The following is a 17771-nucleotide window of genomic DNA, read 5'->3' as shown; positions in this document are numbered from 1 at the left end:
CGCTCATGGGAAGATTGGCCACGCCCGAGCAGCTCGAACTCTCGATGGACGGAGTCTCCGTTTCATGACAATGCGCGACCAATTGCCACCGCGCACCGGCCCGTGGGCTACCCGCTTCGACACCGAGGAGGCCATGGTCCAAGCGGACGACGCCCTCCGTGAGGCGGCGCTGAAGAATCACGATCTTTCGCCGATTCTGCCGTTCGAGGCCGTTTACGGAGAGGGGGAGAACTGCCTGGGGAAGGCCACAGCGATCACCATCGATCCCAGGCGGCCGTACAGCCCCGACGGTGAAGTGAACTACGTCTACGCGGACTTCTCGACGCGCGGCCTGCTGTACGGCGTGTACCGCCCGGCGCAGGATCTGGAGAGCGAGGATGGGCCGGAGAACGAGGCCGACCTGCGGAACACCACGCTCTACCCGTACCCGGGCGGCTACGAGGAAATAGACCCGGTCACCGTCGCGCTGGCCGATATCGGTCTGGACGTACCTGGCGTCGATCGCCGCTTGGTGAACTTCTGTGCCGGAATGCTCGGCGTCGAAGCGGTCGACGACCTCGGAATGCTGCGCGAGACGTTCGATGCGGCCTGGCCCGACTATCAGGACACGATTCGTGCGGGGCTGAAGCACCTTGTGGCGAACCAGCCGCTGACGGTGGAGCAGTGGTTCGGGCTGACCTATGTGACCTTCCCCGACCAGCGGGAGCTGAGGGCGTACCTCGCTCAGGTTTATGCGTACCTCTTCGACGACTTCGAGGCCATGCCGCTCGCTCCGCAGTGAGGCAGTCCGGAACTCAGGGCGCATATACGTCATGACCAGCGTCCCCTTCTGGGAGGACGACCGCCTCTACGCCTATCTCCAGGACCTCTACGACTCTTTCTGCGGTGACCGGAAGGAGCCGCCGGTCGCCCCCGACCCGGAGGCGCCGCCGCCCGAGAGCTTCTGGGCGTGACGGCGGGCCGTATATCCCGTACGGCCCGTATGTCCCGTACGGGACGTAAGAGCGTCCGGCGGCTCCGTTCCTCAGAGCTTCTGTAGGCGGCCGACCGCCTCCCGCAGGACCGACTGCTGCTTGCAGAAGGCGAAGCGGACGTACGGTGCGCCCTGGTCCTTGTGGTCGTAGAAGACGGCGTTGGGGATGGCGACGACGCCGGCGCGTTCGGGCAGGGCACGGCAGAAGGCGAAGCCGTCCTCGTGGCCGAGGGGGCGGATGTCGGTGGTGATGAAGTAGGTGCCGGAGGGGCGGAAGACCTGGAAGCCGGCCTCGGTGAGTCCGGTGGCCAGGATGTCGCGCTTGGCGCGCAGATCGTCGCGCAGCTCCGTGAAATAGCTGTCGGGGAGGGCCAGCGCCTCGGCGACGGCGTACTGGAACGGGCCCGCGGAGACATAGGTGAGGAACTGCTTGGCCGAGCGGACCGCGCTGACCAGCTCCGGGGGCGCGGTGATCCAGCCGACCTTCCAGCCGGTGAAGGAGAAGGTCTTGCCGGCCGAGCCGATGGTGACGGTGCGCTCGCGCATGCCGGGGAATGACGCGAGGGGGAGGTGCTCGCCCTCGAACACCAGGTGCTCGTAGACCTCGTCGGTGATGACCAGGAGGTCGTGCTCGCAGGCGAGGCGGGCGATCTCGGTGAGCTCCTCGTGGGACAGGACGGTGCCGGTGGGGTTGTGCGGAGTGTTGAGCAGGATCAGACGGGTGTGGTCGGTGATGGCGTCGCGCAGTTCGTCCAGGTCGAGGCGGTAGGTGCCGGACTCCGGGTCCGCGCGCAGGGTCACCGGGACGCGGCGGCCGCCTGCCAGCGCGATACCGGCGGCGTAGGAGTCGTAGTAGGGCTCCAGGGCGATGACCTCGTCGCCCGGTTCCAGCAGTGCCAGCAGAGAGGCCGCGAGGGCTTCGGTGGCGCCCGCGGTGACCAGGACCTCGGTGTCGGGGTCGTAGGAGAGGCCACGGTGGCCGTAGAACCGCTGCTGGTGCGCGGCGACGGCGGTGCGCAGCTCGGGGATGCCGGGGCCGGGTGGGTACTGATTGCCGCGGCCGTCGCGCAGGGCACGCACCGCGGCCTCCCTGACCTCTTCCGGGCCGTCGGCGTCGGGAAAGCCCTGGCCGAGGTTGATGGAGCCGGTCCGGACGGCGAGTGCCGACATTTCGGCAAAGATCGTGGTGCCGAATTCGGCGAGGCGGCGGTTCAGCAGCGGTCGGTCCATGTGCGCCATCCTCCGTCGAACCTCTTGAGTTCCTCAACTGTGCTTTGAGACGTCGGGGACCAGGGCATCAGCCCCGCACGAAGGACAGTGAGGGCCGTCGACGAGGACGGTCCACGGCGCGGGACGGCGCCGGAATCGGCGCACCGGGCGCCGGACGGAGCGGATGCCTCGCTTCGGGGGAACGGAAGGAGTGTGAGGCAGATGGGGATCGTGATTTTCCTGGTGATCTGTGCAGGGGTGATCGGTCTGGTGGCCTTGGCCTCGCGGAACGGTGGCGGCGGCGGAGGCCGCGGCGGATGGCGTTCCGGCGGTTCGAGCGGGGGCAGCTGGTGGGCCGGCGGTGACGCGGGCTCCGGCTTGGGCGGGCATCACGGGGGCGGGCACCACGGTGGGCACCATGGCGGTGGCTCGTGCGGCGGTGGTTCCTCCTGTGGTGGCGGTTCCTGCGGTGGCGGCGGCGGTGGCGGCTGCGGTGGTGGCGGCGGCGGTTCCTGAGCCGACGGCCGCTCCAACTCCACTTGCGCAAAAGGGTTGTTGCTTGCTGCATATGCGCCTGGCGGGTGTTGGCGATGTCGCCAACACCCGCCAGGCGCTTGGTTGTTGAACAACTGAACTGCATGGCCCCCGAGCGGATGGAAACCCGGCGAAGATGGGTAAAAGCGCTGTGGACCACAGGGCTTTCATGATTCCCTCTCCCTGGAGAATCCCCCAGTTCTCCGATCCCACGTGGGCACGAGCCGGCAGGCATTCGGACATCCATCCCTGGCCTTCAACGGGCGGGCCGGCCCACCATTCCACTGCGTGCTTGCGGAGCCGACCCATGCTCACCACTTTGCAGACGGCGTACACCGATACCCGTGCCTCCGACCTGGCCTGGGCGCTGGGCAGGGAACCCCTGCCCGCCCTCGCCGTACTGGATCTCCAACTCCATGGTGCCCAGGTGCAGTTGAGACTGCTCGGCGCCTCTCACCAGGTGCTTCTCGAAGAGGAGCGCGGTACCTGTTCCGAAACGGTCGCCTGTATGCCGGGCAGCAGCACACCGCTGCCGCTGGGCGTGGCCAAACGGCTCGGCGAATGGGAGTACGAATTCGCCGCCCACGTGGAGACGCTGTCGCGCGGCTCGTTCGCGGGGCGTGCGCAGGAATTGCTCGCGCTGGTGGCCGAGCATCCGCACGGCCTCGCCGGTACGTTCCCGGGCTCGCCGCACGCCTTCACCGCGATGCTGGCGCAGTGCCAGCAGGGGCAGGTGCGCTGGCGGACCTGGCACGCGTATCCGCAGGAGGGCCGCTTGGTGGCCACCCGCACCCGCGTGGGCGTACGGGCGGCGGTCGCGGCGGTCTAACCGGGGGCGGGCGAAGGGAACCGGTCCGGTCGGCGGGAGTGGCGTGGGGGCGCGGGGAGTGGGGAGTGCGAGGGGCGCGAAGGGAGTGCGCCGGGGCGTAGATGCCCGCTGGGGCGTGGACGGTGTGGTGTGCGCGGTCTGTCGGTGCGGCCGGGCGCGGATGCACCCACTGCGCCCCGTGCACCGGCAACGCCCCAATTGGTGCGTGTAGCCCGCAGACTGCACCCGTGTGGGTGACGTAGGGCCACGGAATCGTCACGTAGCGTTCACGTTATGATCGACCCGCCAGAGCCGGTTCTCCCCGGCGCCCCCGGGGTGTCGGAGGCCATGACACCGGTGCGGCTGCCCGTGCCGGCCGGGCCGGGCCGGCTGCTCGTCCTCGCCGTCGTCTTCGTCTGCGCCGCCTGCGGCCTGGTCTACGAACTCGAACTGGTCGCCCTGGCCACGTACTTGGTCGGTGACTCCGTCACCCAGGCGTCGGTCGTGCTGTCCGTCATGGTCTTCGCGATGGGCGTCGGGGCGCTGCTCGCCAAGCGGCTGCGCTGCCGGGCGGCGGTCGGCTTCGGCGCGATCGAAGCCGCTCTCGCGCTGGTCGGCGGCTGCTCCGCGATGGCGCTCTACGCCTGCTTCGCATGGTTCGGCCAGTCCCGCTCCGCGCTCGTCGGCTTCTCCCTGGCCATCGGCATCCTGATCGGCGCCGAGGTGCCGCTGCTGATGACGCTGATCCAGCGGGTGCGCCGGCAGGACGCGGGCGGCGCGGTCGCCGACCTCTTCGCCGCGGACTATGTCGGCGCGCTCGTCGGCGGTCTGGCCTTTCCCTTTCTGCTGCTGCCGAGCTTCGGGCAGCTGACCGGGGCGCTGCTCACCGGCGGGGTCAACGCGGTGGCCGGGAGTGTGCTGGTGCTGTGGCTCTTCCGCCGCGATCTGAGCGGCCGCGCCCGCTGGGCACTGTTCGCCGCCAACGCACTGGTCCTCGCGCTGCTCGCCGCGGGGATGATGCTGGCCGCGCCGTTCGAACGGGCCGCCCGGCAGGCGGTGTACGGCTCCTCGGCGCGGGTCGCGGTGCAGACCGGTATCCAGGAGGTGGTGATGACCGGCGGCACGGGGGCCGGAGCCGGTGCGGGGCGGGGGAGGAAAGGTTCCGGCGGACCGCTGGCGCTGTATCTGGACGGGCGGCTCCGCGTCAGTGCGGAGACCGAGTTCCGCTATCACGAAGCGCTGGTGCATCCGGCGATGGCGGGCGGTCCGCACCGCCGGGTGCTGGTCCTCGGCGGCGGCGACGGCCTCGCGGTGCGCGAGATCCTCCACCACCGCTCGGTCCGCTCGGTGACCGTCGTGGAACTCGACCCCGGTGTGCTGAAGCTGGCGCGCACCGACCCCGGCCTCTCCCGTCTCAACCACCGTTCGCTCGGCGATCCGCGGGTGCATGTGGTGACCGCCGATGCCTTCGACTGGCTGCGGCAGCAGGGCCTGCGCGGGCGGCGGCAGGCCCCGTACGACGTCATCGTCTCCGACCTCCCCGACCCCGGGATCGCCGCGAGCACCAAGCTCTACTCACAGGAGTTCTACGGCCTCGCGGCGCGGCTGCTGGCCCCTGACGGGCGGCTGGTGGTGCATGCCGGGCCGCCGGTCGAGCGGTCACGCCTGTACTGGACGGTGGAGTCGACCCTCCGGTCGGTGGGCCTGGCGACCGTGCCGTACCGCCTGTCCGGCCGGCCCGCGGGGTTCTCCGGCGGCCCGGACCGCACGGTGGACGCCGCCCCGCCGGTGGCCGCGGAGGTGCCCGCCGCCAGGCCGTCGGCGGGCCGGGACCGGTACTGGGGCTTCGTGCTGGCCGCGCGGCATCGGCCGCGGTTCGGTCTGGCGCCCGATGCGCCGCCGCCGGCGGGCCTCAGCCGCGCGGAGCTGCAGGCCGGCCGGCGCGGGGAGGCCCGGGACCGGATGCCCGGACTGCCGGCGTCGACGCTGATGCATCCGCGGTATCTCGACTGAGCGCACGGGGCGGGCCCGGGCGGGTCCGGGGCCGGGCGGGCGGACGCCGAGGGGCTGCGCGGCGGGGCGGAGGGCGTGCGGGGGCCGGGGCGGCCGCGCAGAAAGTTCTGTGTGGGCAGGCACGGGGTGCGGGGGCGCTGGGTAGGCTCCCATGTCATGGAGCATGAGGTGTACGTTCCGTTTCCCGTCGGGACCGTGCGGCAGGCGCTCACCGAGCCGGAGCGGGTGGCGCGCTGTGTCCCAGGAGTCCAGCTCGACGCCGATGCGGCCCCGCGGTCCCCGGTGGGCCGGCTGCGGCTGCGTATCGGAAGCTCCACCATCACCTATCGCGGCACGTTGACGGTCAGCGCCGCCGCGGACGGCAGACCCGGCGACGCCGATGCCGCCGACGGTGCGGCCGCCACGGTGACCGTGGAGGCGAAGGGCACCGAGGCGCGCGGCGACGGGTCGGTCGCGCTGACCCTGGCCGTACGGCTCTCCCCGGCCACCGAGCCCGGCCCCGGTACGACGCTGGCCTGCTCGGGCACGGTCCACGGCGACGGCCGGCTCGCCGAGGCCACCGACCACGCCGCCGAAGCCGCAGGGCGCCGGCTGCTGGACCGCTTCGCGGAGAACCTGGCGGCGGACCTGCGGCAGCGGCCCGTGGAAGGGCAGGCCGGCGAGGACGGTCCGGACCGGGGTGCCGCCGAGGCGGCCGCCCCGGGGGTGTTCGACACCGAGGTGCCGCCGTCGCCGGCTCCGCTCAGTGACGAGGACGCCGTCGAAGCGGCGGACACCGACGACGCGGCCGATGCCGTCGAGGACCTCGACGCGGGGGACGCGGTCCACGCCGCGCACGATGCGCACCCCGAGCACGCCTACGGTCACGATGCGGACGACCTCGCCCCCGCCGAGGCCGCGCACGCCCGCCGGACGATGATCGGGCGCAGCGCGGAGGAGGTCGACCACGCCCCGCCGCGCGGGCGGTACGCACCGGTGCCCGCGCCCGAGCAGAACGGCACCTCCGCGACCCTGCGCTGGGCGGCGCCCGCAGCCGCGGTGGTGCTGGCGTCCGCCGTGGTCGTCGGCCGGGTGCTGCGCCGGCGCCGCTGACCGGTCTCCGCCGGCCCCGGCGTCGACGGGCGTGGCGGGCGACGGCGGGTGGTCATGGCGTTCCGCGCCGGGCGCGGGACAGCCCTTAGGGTCGGTCCCGTGAGTACCGACAACACCCCGCAGAGCGCAGCGCCCACGCCGGCGCCGAAAGGCGTACGGCTGGCCGCGGGCGACACCGAACTGACCGTCCACCCGGACAACGGCTGCCGGATCGCCAGTCTCCGTGTCGGCGGTACGGAGCTGCTGCGGCAGGGCGCCAAGTACGGCTGTTTCCCGATGGTTCCGTGGTGCGGACGGATCGCGCACGGGCAGTTCCGCAATGGCGGCGAAGTGCATCAGATGCCGCTCAACGCCGCGCCGCACGCCATCCACGGCACCGGCCGCAACCTCCGCTGGCGCACGGCGCGTTCGAGTGCCACGGAGGCGGTGTTCATCTATGACCTCGCCGATCCGGCGGCGCCCTGGCCGTACCCGGGGCGGGTGACCCAGCTCGTCGAGCTCGCCGCGGACGGTGGCTCGCTCACCCTCACCATGGGCGTCGAGACGACCGGCGACTCGTTCCCCGCGCAGGCCGGGTGGCACCCCTGGTTCCTGCGGAATCTCGGCGAGGGCGGCGAGGACGCACGCCTCGACTTCGCGCCCGAGTGGCAGGAGGAGCGGGGGGACGACCATCTCCCGACCGGCCGGCGGACCGTGCCGCAGCCGGGCCCCTGGGACGACTGCTTCGGCATGCCGCAAGGGGTCGGGGCCACGCTCACCTGGCCGGGACGGCTGGAGCTGAAGGTCGCCAGCCGTGCCGAGTGGGTGGTGGTCTACGACGAGCAGGAGGCCGCGGTCTGCGTGGAGCCGCAGTCCGGACCGCCCAACGGTCTCAACACCCTGCCGCGCCTGGTCACGCCCATCGAGCCGCTGGAGATCTCCACGACCTGGAGCTGGCGGAGCCTCGCGCAGGACACCGCCTAAGCTCGTGCGCATGAGTGACGACGTGCGCGGCGAGCTGCTGCAGCAGATCAAGGACAAGGCCGTGGTGCACGGCAAGGTGACGCTTTCCTCCGGCAAGGAGGCCGACTACTACATCGACCTGCGCCGGATCACCCTGGACGGCGAGGCCGCGCCGCTGGTCGGTCAGCTGATGCTGGAGATCACCGCCGATCTGGATTACGAGGCGGTCGGCGGTCTGACGCTCGGTGCCGACCCGGTCGCGACGTCGATGCTGCACGCCTCCGCCGCGCGCGGCGGCAAGCTGGACGCGTTCGTCGTCCGCAAGGCGCAGAAGGCCCACGGCATGCAGCGCCGTATCGAGGGCGCGGACATCAAGGGCCGCCGGGTCCTGATCGTCGAGGACACCTCCACCACCGGTGGCTCCCCGCTGACCGCCGTCGAGGCGGCGCGTGAGGCGGGCGCCGAGGTCGTTGCGGTGGCAACGATCGTCGACCGGGGCGCCGCGTCGGCCATCGCCGAGGCCGGGCTCCCCTACATCACCGGCTACGAGCTCGGCGACCTCGGCCTGAGCTGAGTCCACCCCGGCCTGAGCCGCGTCCGCCCGACGGGCCGCTTCGGACCGGGAAAACCGCGCTGAGCTGTGGCTTTACCGAGGGGCGGCTGGTTTCACGTGAAACCGGCCGCCCACACTGCGGGACGGCCGGGCGCGGGATGTGGAGCAATTCGCCGAGTCTGGGAAGATGTGCTCGGCGAAGTCCTCGCCCCCTGGTCAGGGCCAAGAACGCAACCCGCACACACAAGGAGCGGACAGATGCCCATCGCAACTCCCGAGGTCTACAACGAGATGCTGGACCGGGCGAAGGCAGGAAAGTTCGCCTACCCGGCCATCAACGTCACGTCGACGCAGACGCTGCACGCCGCGCTGCGCGGGTTCGCCGAGGCCGAGAGCGACGGCATCATCCAGATCTCCACCGGTGGTGCGGAGTTCCTGGGCGGCCAGTACAACAAGGACATGGTGACCGGCGCGGTCGCGCTCGCCGAGTTCGCGCACATCGTGGCCGAGAAGTACGACGTCACCGTCGCGCTGCACACCGACCACTGCCCCAAGGACAAGCTCGACGGTTACGTACGCCCGCTGCTGGACATCTCCGCGGAGCGCGTGGCCAAGGGCCAGAACCCGCTGTTCCAGTCCCACATGTGGGACGGCTCGGCCGAGAACCTGGCCGACAACCTGGCCATCGGCCAGGAGCTGCTCGCCAAGGCCGCCGCCGCCAAGATCATCCTTGAGGTCGAGATCACCCCGACCGGTGGCGAGGAGGACGGCGTCACCCACGAGATCAACGACGAGCTCTACACCACGGTCGACGACGCGCTGCGCACCGCCGAGGCGCTGGGCCTGGGCGAGAAGGGCCGCTACCTGCTCGCCGCCTCCTTCGGCAATGTCCACGGCGTCTACAAGCCGGGCAATGTCGTGCTCCGCCCCGAGCTGCTGAAGGACCTCCAGGAGGGCGTCGGCGCCAAGTACGGCAAGACCGCCCCGTTCGACTTCGTCTTCCACGGCGGCTCCGGCTCCACCCCGGAGGAGATCGCCACCGCGCTGGAGAACGGCGTGGTCAAGATGAACCTGGACACCGACACCCAGTACGCCTTCACCCGCCCGGTCGCGGACCACATGTTCCGCAACTACGACGGTGTGCTGAAGGTCGACGGCGAGGTCGGCAACAAGAAGCACTACGACCCGCGCAGCTGGGGCAAGCTGGCCGAGGCCGGCATGGCCAAGCGCGTCACCGAGGCCTGCGCCAACCTGCGCTCCACCGGCACCAAGATCAAGTAAGCGCGGGGCGGCCGTTCACCGGCCGGCCTCGCTGCGCACAAGGGCTCCGCATCCGCCGGGATGCGGAGCCTTTTGTGTGCCGTGCGCAGGTCCGCCGGTGCCGTGGCTGTACGCCCCGCCCGGCCGTGTGCCGTGCCGCGGTCCCCGCTGTACGGCGCAGGGCGGGCGAGCGGACGCGGATACGGGCATGCTCGCGGTATGAGCGAACCGAGTGCGCCCGGCGCGGTCCGGCTGACCTCGGCACAGGGCCGGTGGGTGCTGGCGACGGCCGTGCTGGGGTCCGGCATGGCGATGCTCGACAGCACCGTCGTCAATGTCGCCCTGCCCAGGATCGGCGAGGACCTCGACGCGGATCTGGCGGTCCTCCAGTGGACCGTCACCGCCTACATGCTCACCCTCTCGTCGCTGATCCTGCTGGGCGGGGCCCTCGGCGACCGCTTCGGCCGGCGCCGGGTCTTCGTGATCGGCGTGGTGTGGTTCGCCGCGGCCTCGCTGCTGTGCGGGCTCGCCCCGGACGCCGGGGTGCTGATCGCGGCCCGCGCGCTCCAGGGCGTCGGCGGGGCGCTGCTCACCCCCGGTTCGCTGGCGCTGATCCAGGCCGTCTTCCACCCCGACGACCGGGCGCGGGCGGTCGGCGCCTGGTCGGGACTGGGCGGAGTGGCCGCGGCGGTGGGCCCGTTCATCGGCGGCTGGCTGGTCGACGGTGCCGGCTGGCGGTGGGTGTTCTTCCTGAACGTGCCGCTGGCGGCGGTGTGTGTGCCGGTGGCGCTGCGGCACGTACCCGAGACCCGGGAGCGGGACGCGCGCGAGCGCCGCGGCTTCGATGTGCAGGGCGCGGTGCTGGGGGCGCTGGCGCTGGCCGGGGTGACCTATGCGCTGATCGCCGCGCCGGGCGGGGGCGCCGGGCCCGGCGTGATCGTTCCCGCGGTGGCCGGGGTGCTGCTCGGGGTGCTCTTCGTCCATGTCGAGCGGCGGCGGAAGGACCCGATGCTGCCGCCTGCCATCTTCGGCATCCGGCTGTTCTCGGCCGTCAACGCGGTGACGGTGTGTGTCTACGCCGCGTTCGGCGGCTTCTTCTTCCTGGCGGTGCTCCAGCTCCAGGTCGTGGTGGGGTACTCGGCGCTGGCGGCCGGTACCGCGCTGCTGCCCACCACCGTGCTGATGCTGCTGCTGTCCGCCCGCTCCGGGCAGCTGGGGCAGCGCATCGGGCCGCGTATCCCGCTCACCGTCGGACCGCTGCTGTGTGCCGTGGGGATGCTGCTGATGACGCGGGTGGGCCGGGGCGCTTCGTACTTCGCCGATGTGCTGCCCGCGCTGCTGGTGCTGGGGGCGGGAATGGTGACGCTGGTCGCGCCGCTCACCTCGACCGTGCTGGCTTCGGTGGACGTGGACCGGGCGGGCCTGGCCAGCGGTATCAACAACGCGGCGGCGCGGGCCGCGAGCCTGGTGGCGGTGGCGGCACTGCCGCTGCTGGCGGGCATCGGACCGGAGGCCTACCGCTCGGCGGACGAATTCGGCGCGGCCTTCCGGCGGGCCATGCCGCTGTGCGCGGGCATCCTGGTGATCGGCGCGCTGATCGCCCTGCTGACCGTACGCAGCAACGTCCTGCGCGCCGAACCGGGTGCCGAGGAGCCGTGCCGGGCGGAGACGGCCTACCACTGCGGGGTGAGCGCACCGCCGCTGGATCCGGGCGAGACGAAGACCCGGGAGCCGGAGCGGCTGCCGGGCGCCGGGGGGCCGGGACGGCCGGCCGAGGGGCCGTAGTACACGCCGGGACGGCCGGCCGAGGGCTGTAGTACATGCCGTGGCGGGCCGGCCAGGGTCCGTAGAACACACCACGGCCGGCCCGCCGCCGGCCCCTACCCGTCAGCCGCGCCGCCGTACCACCCGGGGTGCAGGATCCCGGCCGCTCCCCACCCCGCCCCGACGACCAGGCAGACTGGGAACCATGGCCATTCACGAGAATCTGCTCGGGGGACCGCCCCCGACCCATCTGCCCGACGACCCGGAGCCCCGCGAACTGCTCGCGGGGGGCGCGGCACCGTCCGACGTCGCCGCGAAGTACCCGACTTCCTCCCTGGCCTGGGCGCAGCTCGCCGACGACGCGTTCGAGCAGGGCCGCGTCGTCGAGTCGTACGCCTACGCCCGCACCGGCTACCACCGCGGCCTGGACTCGCTGCGCCGGGCCGGCTGGAAGGGCCACGGCCCGGTGCCGTTCGAGCACGAGCCCAACCGCGGCTTCCTGCGGGCGCTGCACGCCCTCGCCCGCGCCGCCCAGGCGATCGGCGAGCAGGACGAGTACGAGCGCTGCTCGACCTTCCTGCGGGACTCCTCGCCGACCGCGGCCGACACTCTCACCTGAGAGATCCGCCGCCGGTTCTCCCGCCGGGGAGCCGTCAGCTCTCCCGCCGGGGAGCGCCGGGGAGCGCCGGGCAAGATCAATGGGCCGGCCGCGTGATCGCGGTCGGCCCTTGCGCGGTCGCTGTCCAGCACGGATGATTTCCAGTGGGCCGGGTCATCCCGCGCCCGAGGGGACCGGGGCTCCCGAGCCGACAAGGAAGGGGCGGACCGCTACCCGGTAGTTCGCACTTGAGGAGTCCCTCATGTCGCAGCCGTCTCCCATCGATCCCGTGGAGAGCGCGTCCACCGCACCCGCAGCAGGACCGGTACCGGCCGACGCCGCCGAGCCCGACCCGCCGTTCGCCCCGGATCTCAGCATCGGCAGCAGCAGCACGACCCCGTACGAGGACTATGTCCAGGCGGATGTCCTCACCCACCTCCAGCACCCGCTCTCCGACGACCCCGGCGAGATGGTCTTCCTGGTCACCACCCAGGTCATGGAGCTGTGGTTCACGGTCATCGTCCATGAATGGCACACCGCCGCCGAGGCGCTGCGCCGCGACGACCTGACGGTGGCGATGGAGGCCCTGCGCCGCTCCACCTACGAGCTGGAGGCGCTGAACGCCGCCTGGAAGCCGCTCGCCCGGCTGACCCCGGCCCAGTTCAACGCCTATCGCAGCGCGCTCGGCGAGGGCTCCGGCTTCCAGTCCGCCATGTACCGGCGGATGGAGTTCCTGCTCGGCGAGAAGTCCGCTTCGATGCTGGTGCCGCACCGCGGCGCGTCGCGGGAGCACGCCGAGCTGGAGAAGGCCCTCCAGGAGCCGAGCCTGTGGGACGAGGTGCTGCGGCTGCTCGCGCGCCGTGGCCATGCCGTCCCGGAGGCCGTGCTCCAGCGGGATCCTGCGCTGCGCTACGAGGCGGACCCGGCCGTCGAGGCCGTCTGGGCCGGGATCTACGCGGGCTCGCAGGAGTGCGAACTCGTCCGGCTGGGCGAGGCGCTGACCGATGTCGCCGAGCTGGTCTGGCGCTGGCGCAACGACCACCTGGTGGCGACCCGGCGGGCGATGGGAGCGAAGATGGGCACCGGTGGTTCCGCGGGGGTGGCCTGGCTGGAGAAGCGGGCCCGCAAGAACGTCTTCCCCGAGCTGTGGACGGCGCGCAGCCATGTCTGAGACCCCGGAATTCCCCGACGGCGCCGGCCGCCACGAGCCCTCGCGGACCCGTGACCTGGCCGCGCGCGCCGCGGAGCGGGACGCCGCCGACCCGCTGGCCTCGATCCGCGACCGCTTCGTCCTCGATGCCGCGCCCGACCATGCCTCCGGCGATGCCGGTGTCTACCTCGACGGCAACTCCCTCGGTGCACTGCCCCGCACGGTGCCCGGCCGCATCGCCGATGTCATCGCCCGTGAGTGGGGCGAGCTGCGCATCCGGTCCTGGACCGAATCCGGCTGGTGGACCGCGCCCGAGCGGATCGGCGACAAGATCGCGCCGCTGATCGGGGCCGGACCGGGCCGGGTGGTGGTCGGCGACTCGACCAGCGTCAACCTCTTCAAGGCCCTGGTCGGCGGCGTCCGGATGGCCGGCAAGGGCTGTACGGAGATCCTCGTCGACGCGACGACCTTTCCGACCGACGGCTATATAGCCCGGTCCGCGGCCCGGATGACCGGCCTCGCGGTGCGTCCGGTCGAGCCCGCGCGGATCGCCGACGAGGTCACCGAACGCACCGCGCTGGCGCTGGTCAACCACGTCGACTACCGCACGGGCCGGCTCAACGACCTGCCCGGCATCACCCATGCGTTGCACTCCGCGGGCGCGCTCGCGGTCTGGGACCTGTGCCACAGCGCCGGCGCACTGCCGGTCGGCCTCGATGCGCACCACGTCGACCTCGCCGTCGGCTGTACGTACAAGTACCTCAACGGCGGCCCGGGTTCGCCCGCCTACCTCTACATCCGCGAAAGCCTCCAGGAGCGGTTCGAATCGCCGCTGCCCGGTTGGAACTCGCACGCGGATCCGTTCGCCATGGACCCCTCCTACACCCCTGCCGAGGGCATTGCGCGCGGCCGGGTCGGCACCCCCGACATCCTGTCGCTGCTCGCGCTGGAGGCGGCGCTGGAGGTCTGGGACGGGGTGTCCATCGAGGCCGTACGCACGAAGAGCCTCGCCCTGACCGACTTCTTCCTGGAGTGCGTGAACGCCTACGTACCGGCGGGGCGGGTCCGCTCCGTCACCCCGCATGACCATCAGCGGCGCGGCAGCCAGGTGTCGCTGGAGTGCTCCCCCAAGCTCTCCACTGCGGCCGAGCAGGGAGGTACCCCCACGGCCGCAGAGGTGATGGACGAGCTGATCCGCCGCGGGGTGGTCGGCGACTTCCGCCAACCCGACGTGCTGCGCTTCGGGTTCACCCCGCTCTACACCTCCTTCGCGGACGCGGAGCGGGCGGCGTGGGTCCTCGGCGAGGTGCTGGGGGCACTGCCCGACGTCGAGCCCGGGGCGGCCGGGACCGCCGGGTGAGCGTGGCGGACGAGGAGCCGGCGCTGCTGGGGCTCGCCCCGGTGGCGCCGGACCGGACGGTGGCCTACGGGCCGCATCCGGACCAGATCGTCGACCTGTACGTGCCGCGGGCGGCCGACGGCGCGCGGGCGGAGGCGGCGGGCGGCCCGCTGGTCGTCCTCCTGCACGGCGGCTTCTGGCGCGCTGCCTACGACCGCCGCCATCTGTCGCCGCTCGCCGCCGAACTGGCCGGGCGGGGGCTGCCGGTCGCGCTCGCCGAGTACCGCAGGGTCGGTGCGGGCGGTGGGGCGCCGCAGACGTTCGAGGACGTCACGGCGGGTATCGCGGCCGCGGTGCGCGAGGTGCCCGGGGGCGGGGGTCCGGTCCTGGTCGGCCACTCCGCGGGCGGCCATCTCGCGCTGCTCGCCGCCGCCCGCCCCGGCACGCCCGTATCCCGCGTCCTCGCCGTCTCGCCGGTCGCGGACCTCGCGCGCGCCCACGCGCTGGGCCTGAGCGACGGCGCGGTGGCCGAGCTGATCGGACCCGGGCCCGGCCTCGCGGACCGTATTGCCGCGGCCGACCCGGCGTGCGGTCCGCCCGCCGGCGTCCCGGTCACGATCCTGCACGGCACCGACGACCCGGACGTCCCGCTCGACCTCTCCCGCCGCTACGCCGCGCACAGCCCGGCCACCACGGATCTGCGCGAGCTGCCCGGCGTCGGCCACTACGCCCCCGTCACCCCCGGCAGCCCCAGCTGTCACACGCTCATCGCCTTCCTGCACGCCACGTAGTACTTGAGGCGGACTCCGGTAGATCCTCACTGGTGGGGACGCCCGGGTGCCCGCCGGTTGCTTACCGTTGTCAGCGTGAACGACACGACCCAGTCGCAGAGCCACCTGCGCTCAGAGGCCCGGATAGCCCATGGCGCGCTGCACCGGCTGCGCCAGGACCTGTTCGTCGGCGCCTTCGCCTTCCGTCCGATGCCGCCGCTGGAGGACGCCAAGGTGTCCCGGTGGCTGCCGTTCCTGCCGCAGCGGCTGCGGCACTGGGCGCGCTGGATGCCGCACTTCGTCGTCGGCTTCTTCTCGGTGTGTGTCTTCCTGGGGACCCTCACCGACACCTCCGGGCCCGGCGCGCTGCGCGGCATTCTGGGCACCGGCTTCAGCGCGCTGGTCGCCGCCGGGCCGATGCTCACGCTCTTCCGCCCGGTGGGCGCCTACTGGCTGTCGGTGGGCGCGTTCGTCGTGTCGGCGGTCACCTACGCGGCCCTCTCGTCTCCGTTCGCCAGCGTCGTCGGGGCGGTGGCCTTCCCCACCCACCTCGCCGTGATGGTCCTGGTGGTGCTGCGCACCCGGCCCCGGATGGCCGTCGAGATGTGGCTGGTCACCTTCGCCACGGCGGCCGTGCTGACCGCTCTCCTCGGCAAGGACTCGGGCGATCTGCCGCCGGTCGCGGTCTTCTGCGGTGTGGTGCTGGTCTCCGCCGCCGCGATCCGCGCCTGGCGCGAGGAGCGCCGCCAGGTCCTCGCGACCCGGTCCGCCACCGCGGAGGAGCGTTCGCGCCGCACGCTCCTGGAGGAGCGCGCCCTGATCGCCCGTGAGCTGCATGATGTCGTCGCCCACCACATGTCCGTGATCGCCATCCAGGCCGAGGCGGCGCCGTACCGCGTCAAGGACACCCCGCCCGAGCTCGCCACGTCCTTCGCGACGATCCGGGAGAACGCCGTCGCCGCGCTCGCCGAGCTGCGCCGCATCCTCGGTGTGGTCCGCTCCGCGGACCCGGACGCCTTCGCCGAGAGCGATCCGGAGGCCCCGCAGCCGACGCTCGACAGCCTCGACGCGCTGCTCGCCAGCGTCCGCAGCGCCGGGCTGATTGTCGAGGCGGTGACCACCGGTGCGCCCCGGCCGCTGCCGCAGGGCGTGGAGCTGTCCGCGTACCGGATCGTGCAGGAGGCGCTGAGCAATGCGCTGCGGCACTCGCCGGGCGCCGATGCCCGGGTGGAGATCTCCTATGTGCTGGGCGGGCTGGGCGTGCGTATCGTCAACGGTGCGCCGAGCCGCCTCGCCAAGCCCTCGCCCGGCGCGGGCCACGGGGTGCTGGGGATGCGGGAGCGGGTGCAGATGCTGGGCGGCGAGATGACGGCCGACAACACCGCGGACGGCGGCTTCGAGGTCGCGGCGTTCATCCCGGTGACGAACACAACGGCGGGGAACACGTCCGGGGGGATGCGGCCATGATCCGAGTACTGATCGTCGACGACCAGGTGATGGTCCGTGAGGGCTTCTCGGTCCTGCTCAACGCCATGCCCGACATCGAGGTCGTCGGGGAGGCGGTCGACGGCCGCCAGGCGGTGCAGAAGGTCGCGGTCCTCAAGCCCGATGTCGTGCTGATGGACATCCGGATGCCGGAGATGAACGGCCTGGAGGCGACCCGCGAGATCGTGGCCGCGGACGCGGACGCCAAGGTGCTGGTGCTGACCACCTTCGACCTGGACGAGTACGTCTACCAAGCGCTGCGCTCCGGGGCCAGCGGCTTCCTCCTCAAGGACGCCTCGGCGGGCCAGCTCGCCGAGGGCGTCCGCATCGTCGCCTCCGGCGAGGCCCTGCTCGCCCCCACCGTCACCAAGCGCCTGATCTCGGAGTTCTCCCGGCTGGGCACCCCCCGCGCCCCCGCCCAGGAGCGCATCGCCGATCTCACGGAGCGCGAGACCGAGGTGCTGGTGCTGGTCGCCCAGGGCCTCTCGAACGGCGAGATCGCCGAGCATCTCGTCGTTGCCGAATCCACGGTGAAGACGCATGTCAGCCGCATCCTGGTGAAGCTGGGGCTGCGCGACCGCACGCAGGCGGCGGTCTTTGCGTACGAGGCGCGGTTGGTGACGCCCGGGGGCTGAGGCCGCCGCACCCGAGGCCCCGAGGCCCCGAGGCCCCGAGGCCCCGAGGCCGCCGGCGGACGAGGCCGGCGGCTGGGACCGGGGCCTTACGGCTGGGGTACCTCCCGCACCAGCTTCGAGGTCCAGGGGCACCAGATCAGCCCGGGGAGGAAGGGGCCGCCGGCCTCGTCCAGATGCTCCTCGACATAGGGCGTGGTGGCGTCACAGACCTCGATGGCGAAGTCGAAGAAGTCGATCGTGTCCGGGCGGAGATGGAAGCTCCAGCGCCAGTTGTACGGGGCGGGGCGCTTGTCGATCCGGCCGATGACATGCGGCTCCGAGCTGGACGCGCCGCTCAGCAGGTCCCGTGCATGCTGGATCTTCCGGGGGTCGGTGAGCTTGATGACGAATTCCTCGCGGGTGACGTCGGTCATCACGAAGTAGGCCGCCGATTCGGCCTGGGTGCGGTGTGCGGCGTCGCTCGCCTGCTTGCCCTGGGCGGGCCCGGCCGCCGTGACGGCGAGCAGTGCCGCCGCCGCGAGCATGCCGATCCTGGTGGTGATGCGTCGCATGAACCCCTCCGGTGCCGCGGGTCGTGGTCACGACCGTGCGTACGGAAAGTAACGGGTATGTCACCGACTGCTCCAGAGTTACTACGGGTTATCGC

17 protein-coding genes are annotated in these 17771 nt (G+C 72.3%); 15 read left to right on the top strand and 2 right to left on the bottom strand.

What is annotated here, in order from left to right; all coding sequences use genetic code 11:
- Positions 1 to 64 precede the first annotated feature (64 nt).
- Together K7C20_RS17880 and K7C20_RS17875 are read left to right on the top strand one after the other, a co-directional pair.
- Entirely contained in the window at positions 65 to 781 is a 717-nt protein-coding gene (locus K7C20_RS17880) for a hypothetical protein (RefSeq protein WP_030086095.1), read from the top strand.
- Between the two features lie 31 nt (positions 782 to 812).
- On the top strand, positions 813 to 953 hold the full coding sequence (locus K7C20_RS17875) for a hypothetical protein (protein ID WP_245171712.1): 141 nt from the start codon (positions 813 to 815) through the stop codon (positions 951 to 953).
- A gap of 71 nt (positions 954 to 1024) precedes the next feature.
- On the opposite strand, the gene K7C20_RS17870 is transcribed toward K7C20_RS17875, so the two are convergent.
- Positions 1025 to 2203 carry a pyridoxal phosphate-dependent aminotransferase gene (locus tag K7C20_RS17870; protein WP_053210149.1) on the bottom strand — a complete coding sequence of 393 codons (1179 nt, stop codon included), beginning with the start codon at positions 2201 to 2203 and terminating at the stop codon, positions 1025 to 1027.
- Between the two features lie 820 nt (positions 2204 to 3023).
- On the opposite strand from K7C20_RS17870, the gene K7C20_RS17865 reads away from it, so the two are divergent.
- The 13 genes from K7C20_RS17865 (at position 3024) to K7C20_RS17805 (ending at position 17125) form a co-directional block, all read left to right on the top strand.
- Positions 3024 to 3545: a DUF2617 family protein gene (locus tag K7C20_RS17865; protein ID WP_030086102.1), complete on the top strand. Its 522-nt coding sequence runs from the start codon at positions 3024 to 3026 to the stop codon at positions 3543 to 3545.
- A 273-nt stretch (positions 3546 to 3818) separates the two neighbouring features.
- The gene (locus K7C20_RS17860; protein ID WP_053210140.1) at positions 3819 to 5537 is read left to right on the top strand and encodes a polyamine aminopropyltransferase; all 1719 of its coding nucleotides are present in this window, start codon (positions 3819 to 3821) and stop codon (positions 5535 to 5537) included.
- A 156-nt stretch (positions 5538 to 5693) separates the two neighbouring features.
- Positions 5694 to 6629 (top strand): SRPBCC family protein, encoded by a 936-nt coding sequence (locus tag K7C20_RS17855; protein ID WP_053210141.1) that lies wholly within the window; start codon positions 5694 to 5696, stop codon positions 6627 to 6629.
- A 99-nt stretch (positions 6630 to 6728) separates the two neighbouring features.
- Positions 6729 to 7592, top strand: coding sequence for an aldose epimerase family protein (locus tag K7C20_RS17850; RefSeq protein ID WP_030086112.1), 864 nt, complete (start codon positions 6729 to 6731; stop codon positions 7590 to 7592).
- A 10-nt stretch (positions 7593 to 7602) separates the two neighbouring features.
- Positions 7603 to 8145 (top strand): orotate phosphoribosyltransferase, encoded by a 543-nt coding sequence (pyrE, locus tag K7C20_RS17845; RefSeq protein ID WP_030086114.1) that lies wholly within the window; start codon positions 7603 to 7605, stop codon positions 8143 to 8145.
- Between the two features lie 237 nt (positions 8146 to 8382).
- Positions 8383 to 9405 (top strand): class II fructose-bisphosphate aldolase, encoded by a 1023-nt coding sequence (gene fbaA, locus K7C20_RS17840; protein ID WP_030086120.1) that lies wholly within the window; start codon positions 8383 to 8385, stop codon positions 9403 to 9405.
- A gap of 198 nt (positions 9406 to 9603) precedes the next feature.
- Entirely contained in the window at positions 9604 to 11169 is a 1566-nt protein-coding gene (locus K7C20_RS17835; protein WP_048830010.1) for an MFS transporter, read from the top strand.
- A gap of 184 nt (positions 11170 to 11353) precedes the next feature.
- Positions 11354 to 11767, top strand: a complete 414-nt coding sequence (locus tag K7C20_RS17830) for a DUF3151 domain-containing protein (RefSeq protein ID WP_030086122.1) — start codon at positions 11354 to 11356, stop codon at positions 11765 to 11767.
- A 241-nt stretch (positions 11768 to 12008) separates the two neighbouring features.
- Complete coding sequence (locus K7C20_RS17825) at positions 12009 to 12917, top strand: tryptophan 2,3-dioxygenase family protein (protein ID WP_030086124.1); 909 nt, start codon at positions 12009 to 12011, stop codon at positions 12915 to 12917.
- A complete protein-coding gene (kynU, locus tag K7C20_RS17820; protein ID WP_030086126.1) occupies positions 12910 to 14256 on the top strand; it encodes a kynureninase in 1347 nt (448 codons plus the stop codon). The genes K7C20_RS17825 and kynU overlap by 8 nt, the downstream gene beginning before the upstream one ends.
- The gene (locus K7C20_RS17815; protein WP_053210142.1) at positions 14253 to 15026 is read left to right on the top strand and encodes an alpha/beta hydrolase; all 774 of its coding nucleotides are present in this window, start codon (positions 14253 to 14255) and stop codon (positions 15024 to 15026) included. Before kynU ends, K7C20_RS17815 begins: the two co-directional genes overlap by 4 nt.
- A 75-nt stretch (positions 15027 to 15101) precedes the next feature.
- Complete coding sequence (locus K7C20_RS17810; protein ID WP_030086132.1) at positions 15102 to 16472, top strand: sensor histidine kinase; 1371 nt, start codon at positions 15102 to 15104, stop codon at positions 16470 to 16472.
- Positions 16469 to 17125: a response regulator gene (locus K7C20_RS17805; RefSeq protein ID WP_053210143.1), complete on the top strand. Its 657-nt coding sequence runs from the start codon at positions 16469 to 16471 to the stop codon at positions 17123 to 17125. The genes K7C20_RS17810 and K7C20_RS17805 overlap by 4 nt, the downstream gene beginning before the upstream one ends.
- An 86-nt stretch (positions 17126 to 17211) precedes the next feature.
- Here the strand turns inward: K7C20_RS17805 and K7C20_RS17800 are convergent, their stop codons facing one another.
- Complete coding sequence (locus tag K7C20_RS17800; protein WP_030086138.1) at positions 17212 to 17676, bottom strand: BP74-related protein; 465 nt, start codon at positions 17674 to 17676, stop codon at positions 17212 to 17214.
- Positions 17677 to 17771 lie beyond the last annotated feature (95 nt).

Origin of the sequence: Streptomyces decoyicus (genome assembly GCF_019880305.1) — a bacterium.
GTDB lineage: Bacteria > Actinomycetota > Actinomycetes > Streptomycetales > Streptomycetaceae > Streptomyces > Streptomyces decoyicus.
The sequence above is the reverse complement of the archived record's forward strand: the minus strand, read 5'-3'. Positions and strand labels throughout refer to the sequence as shown.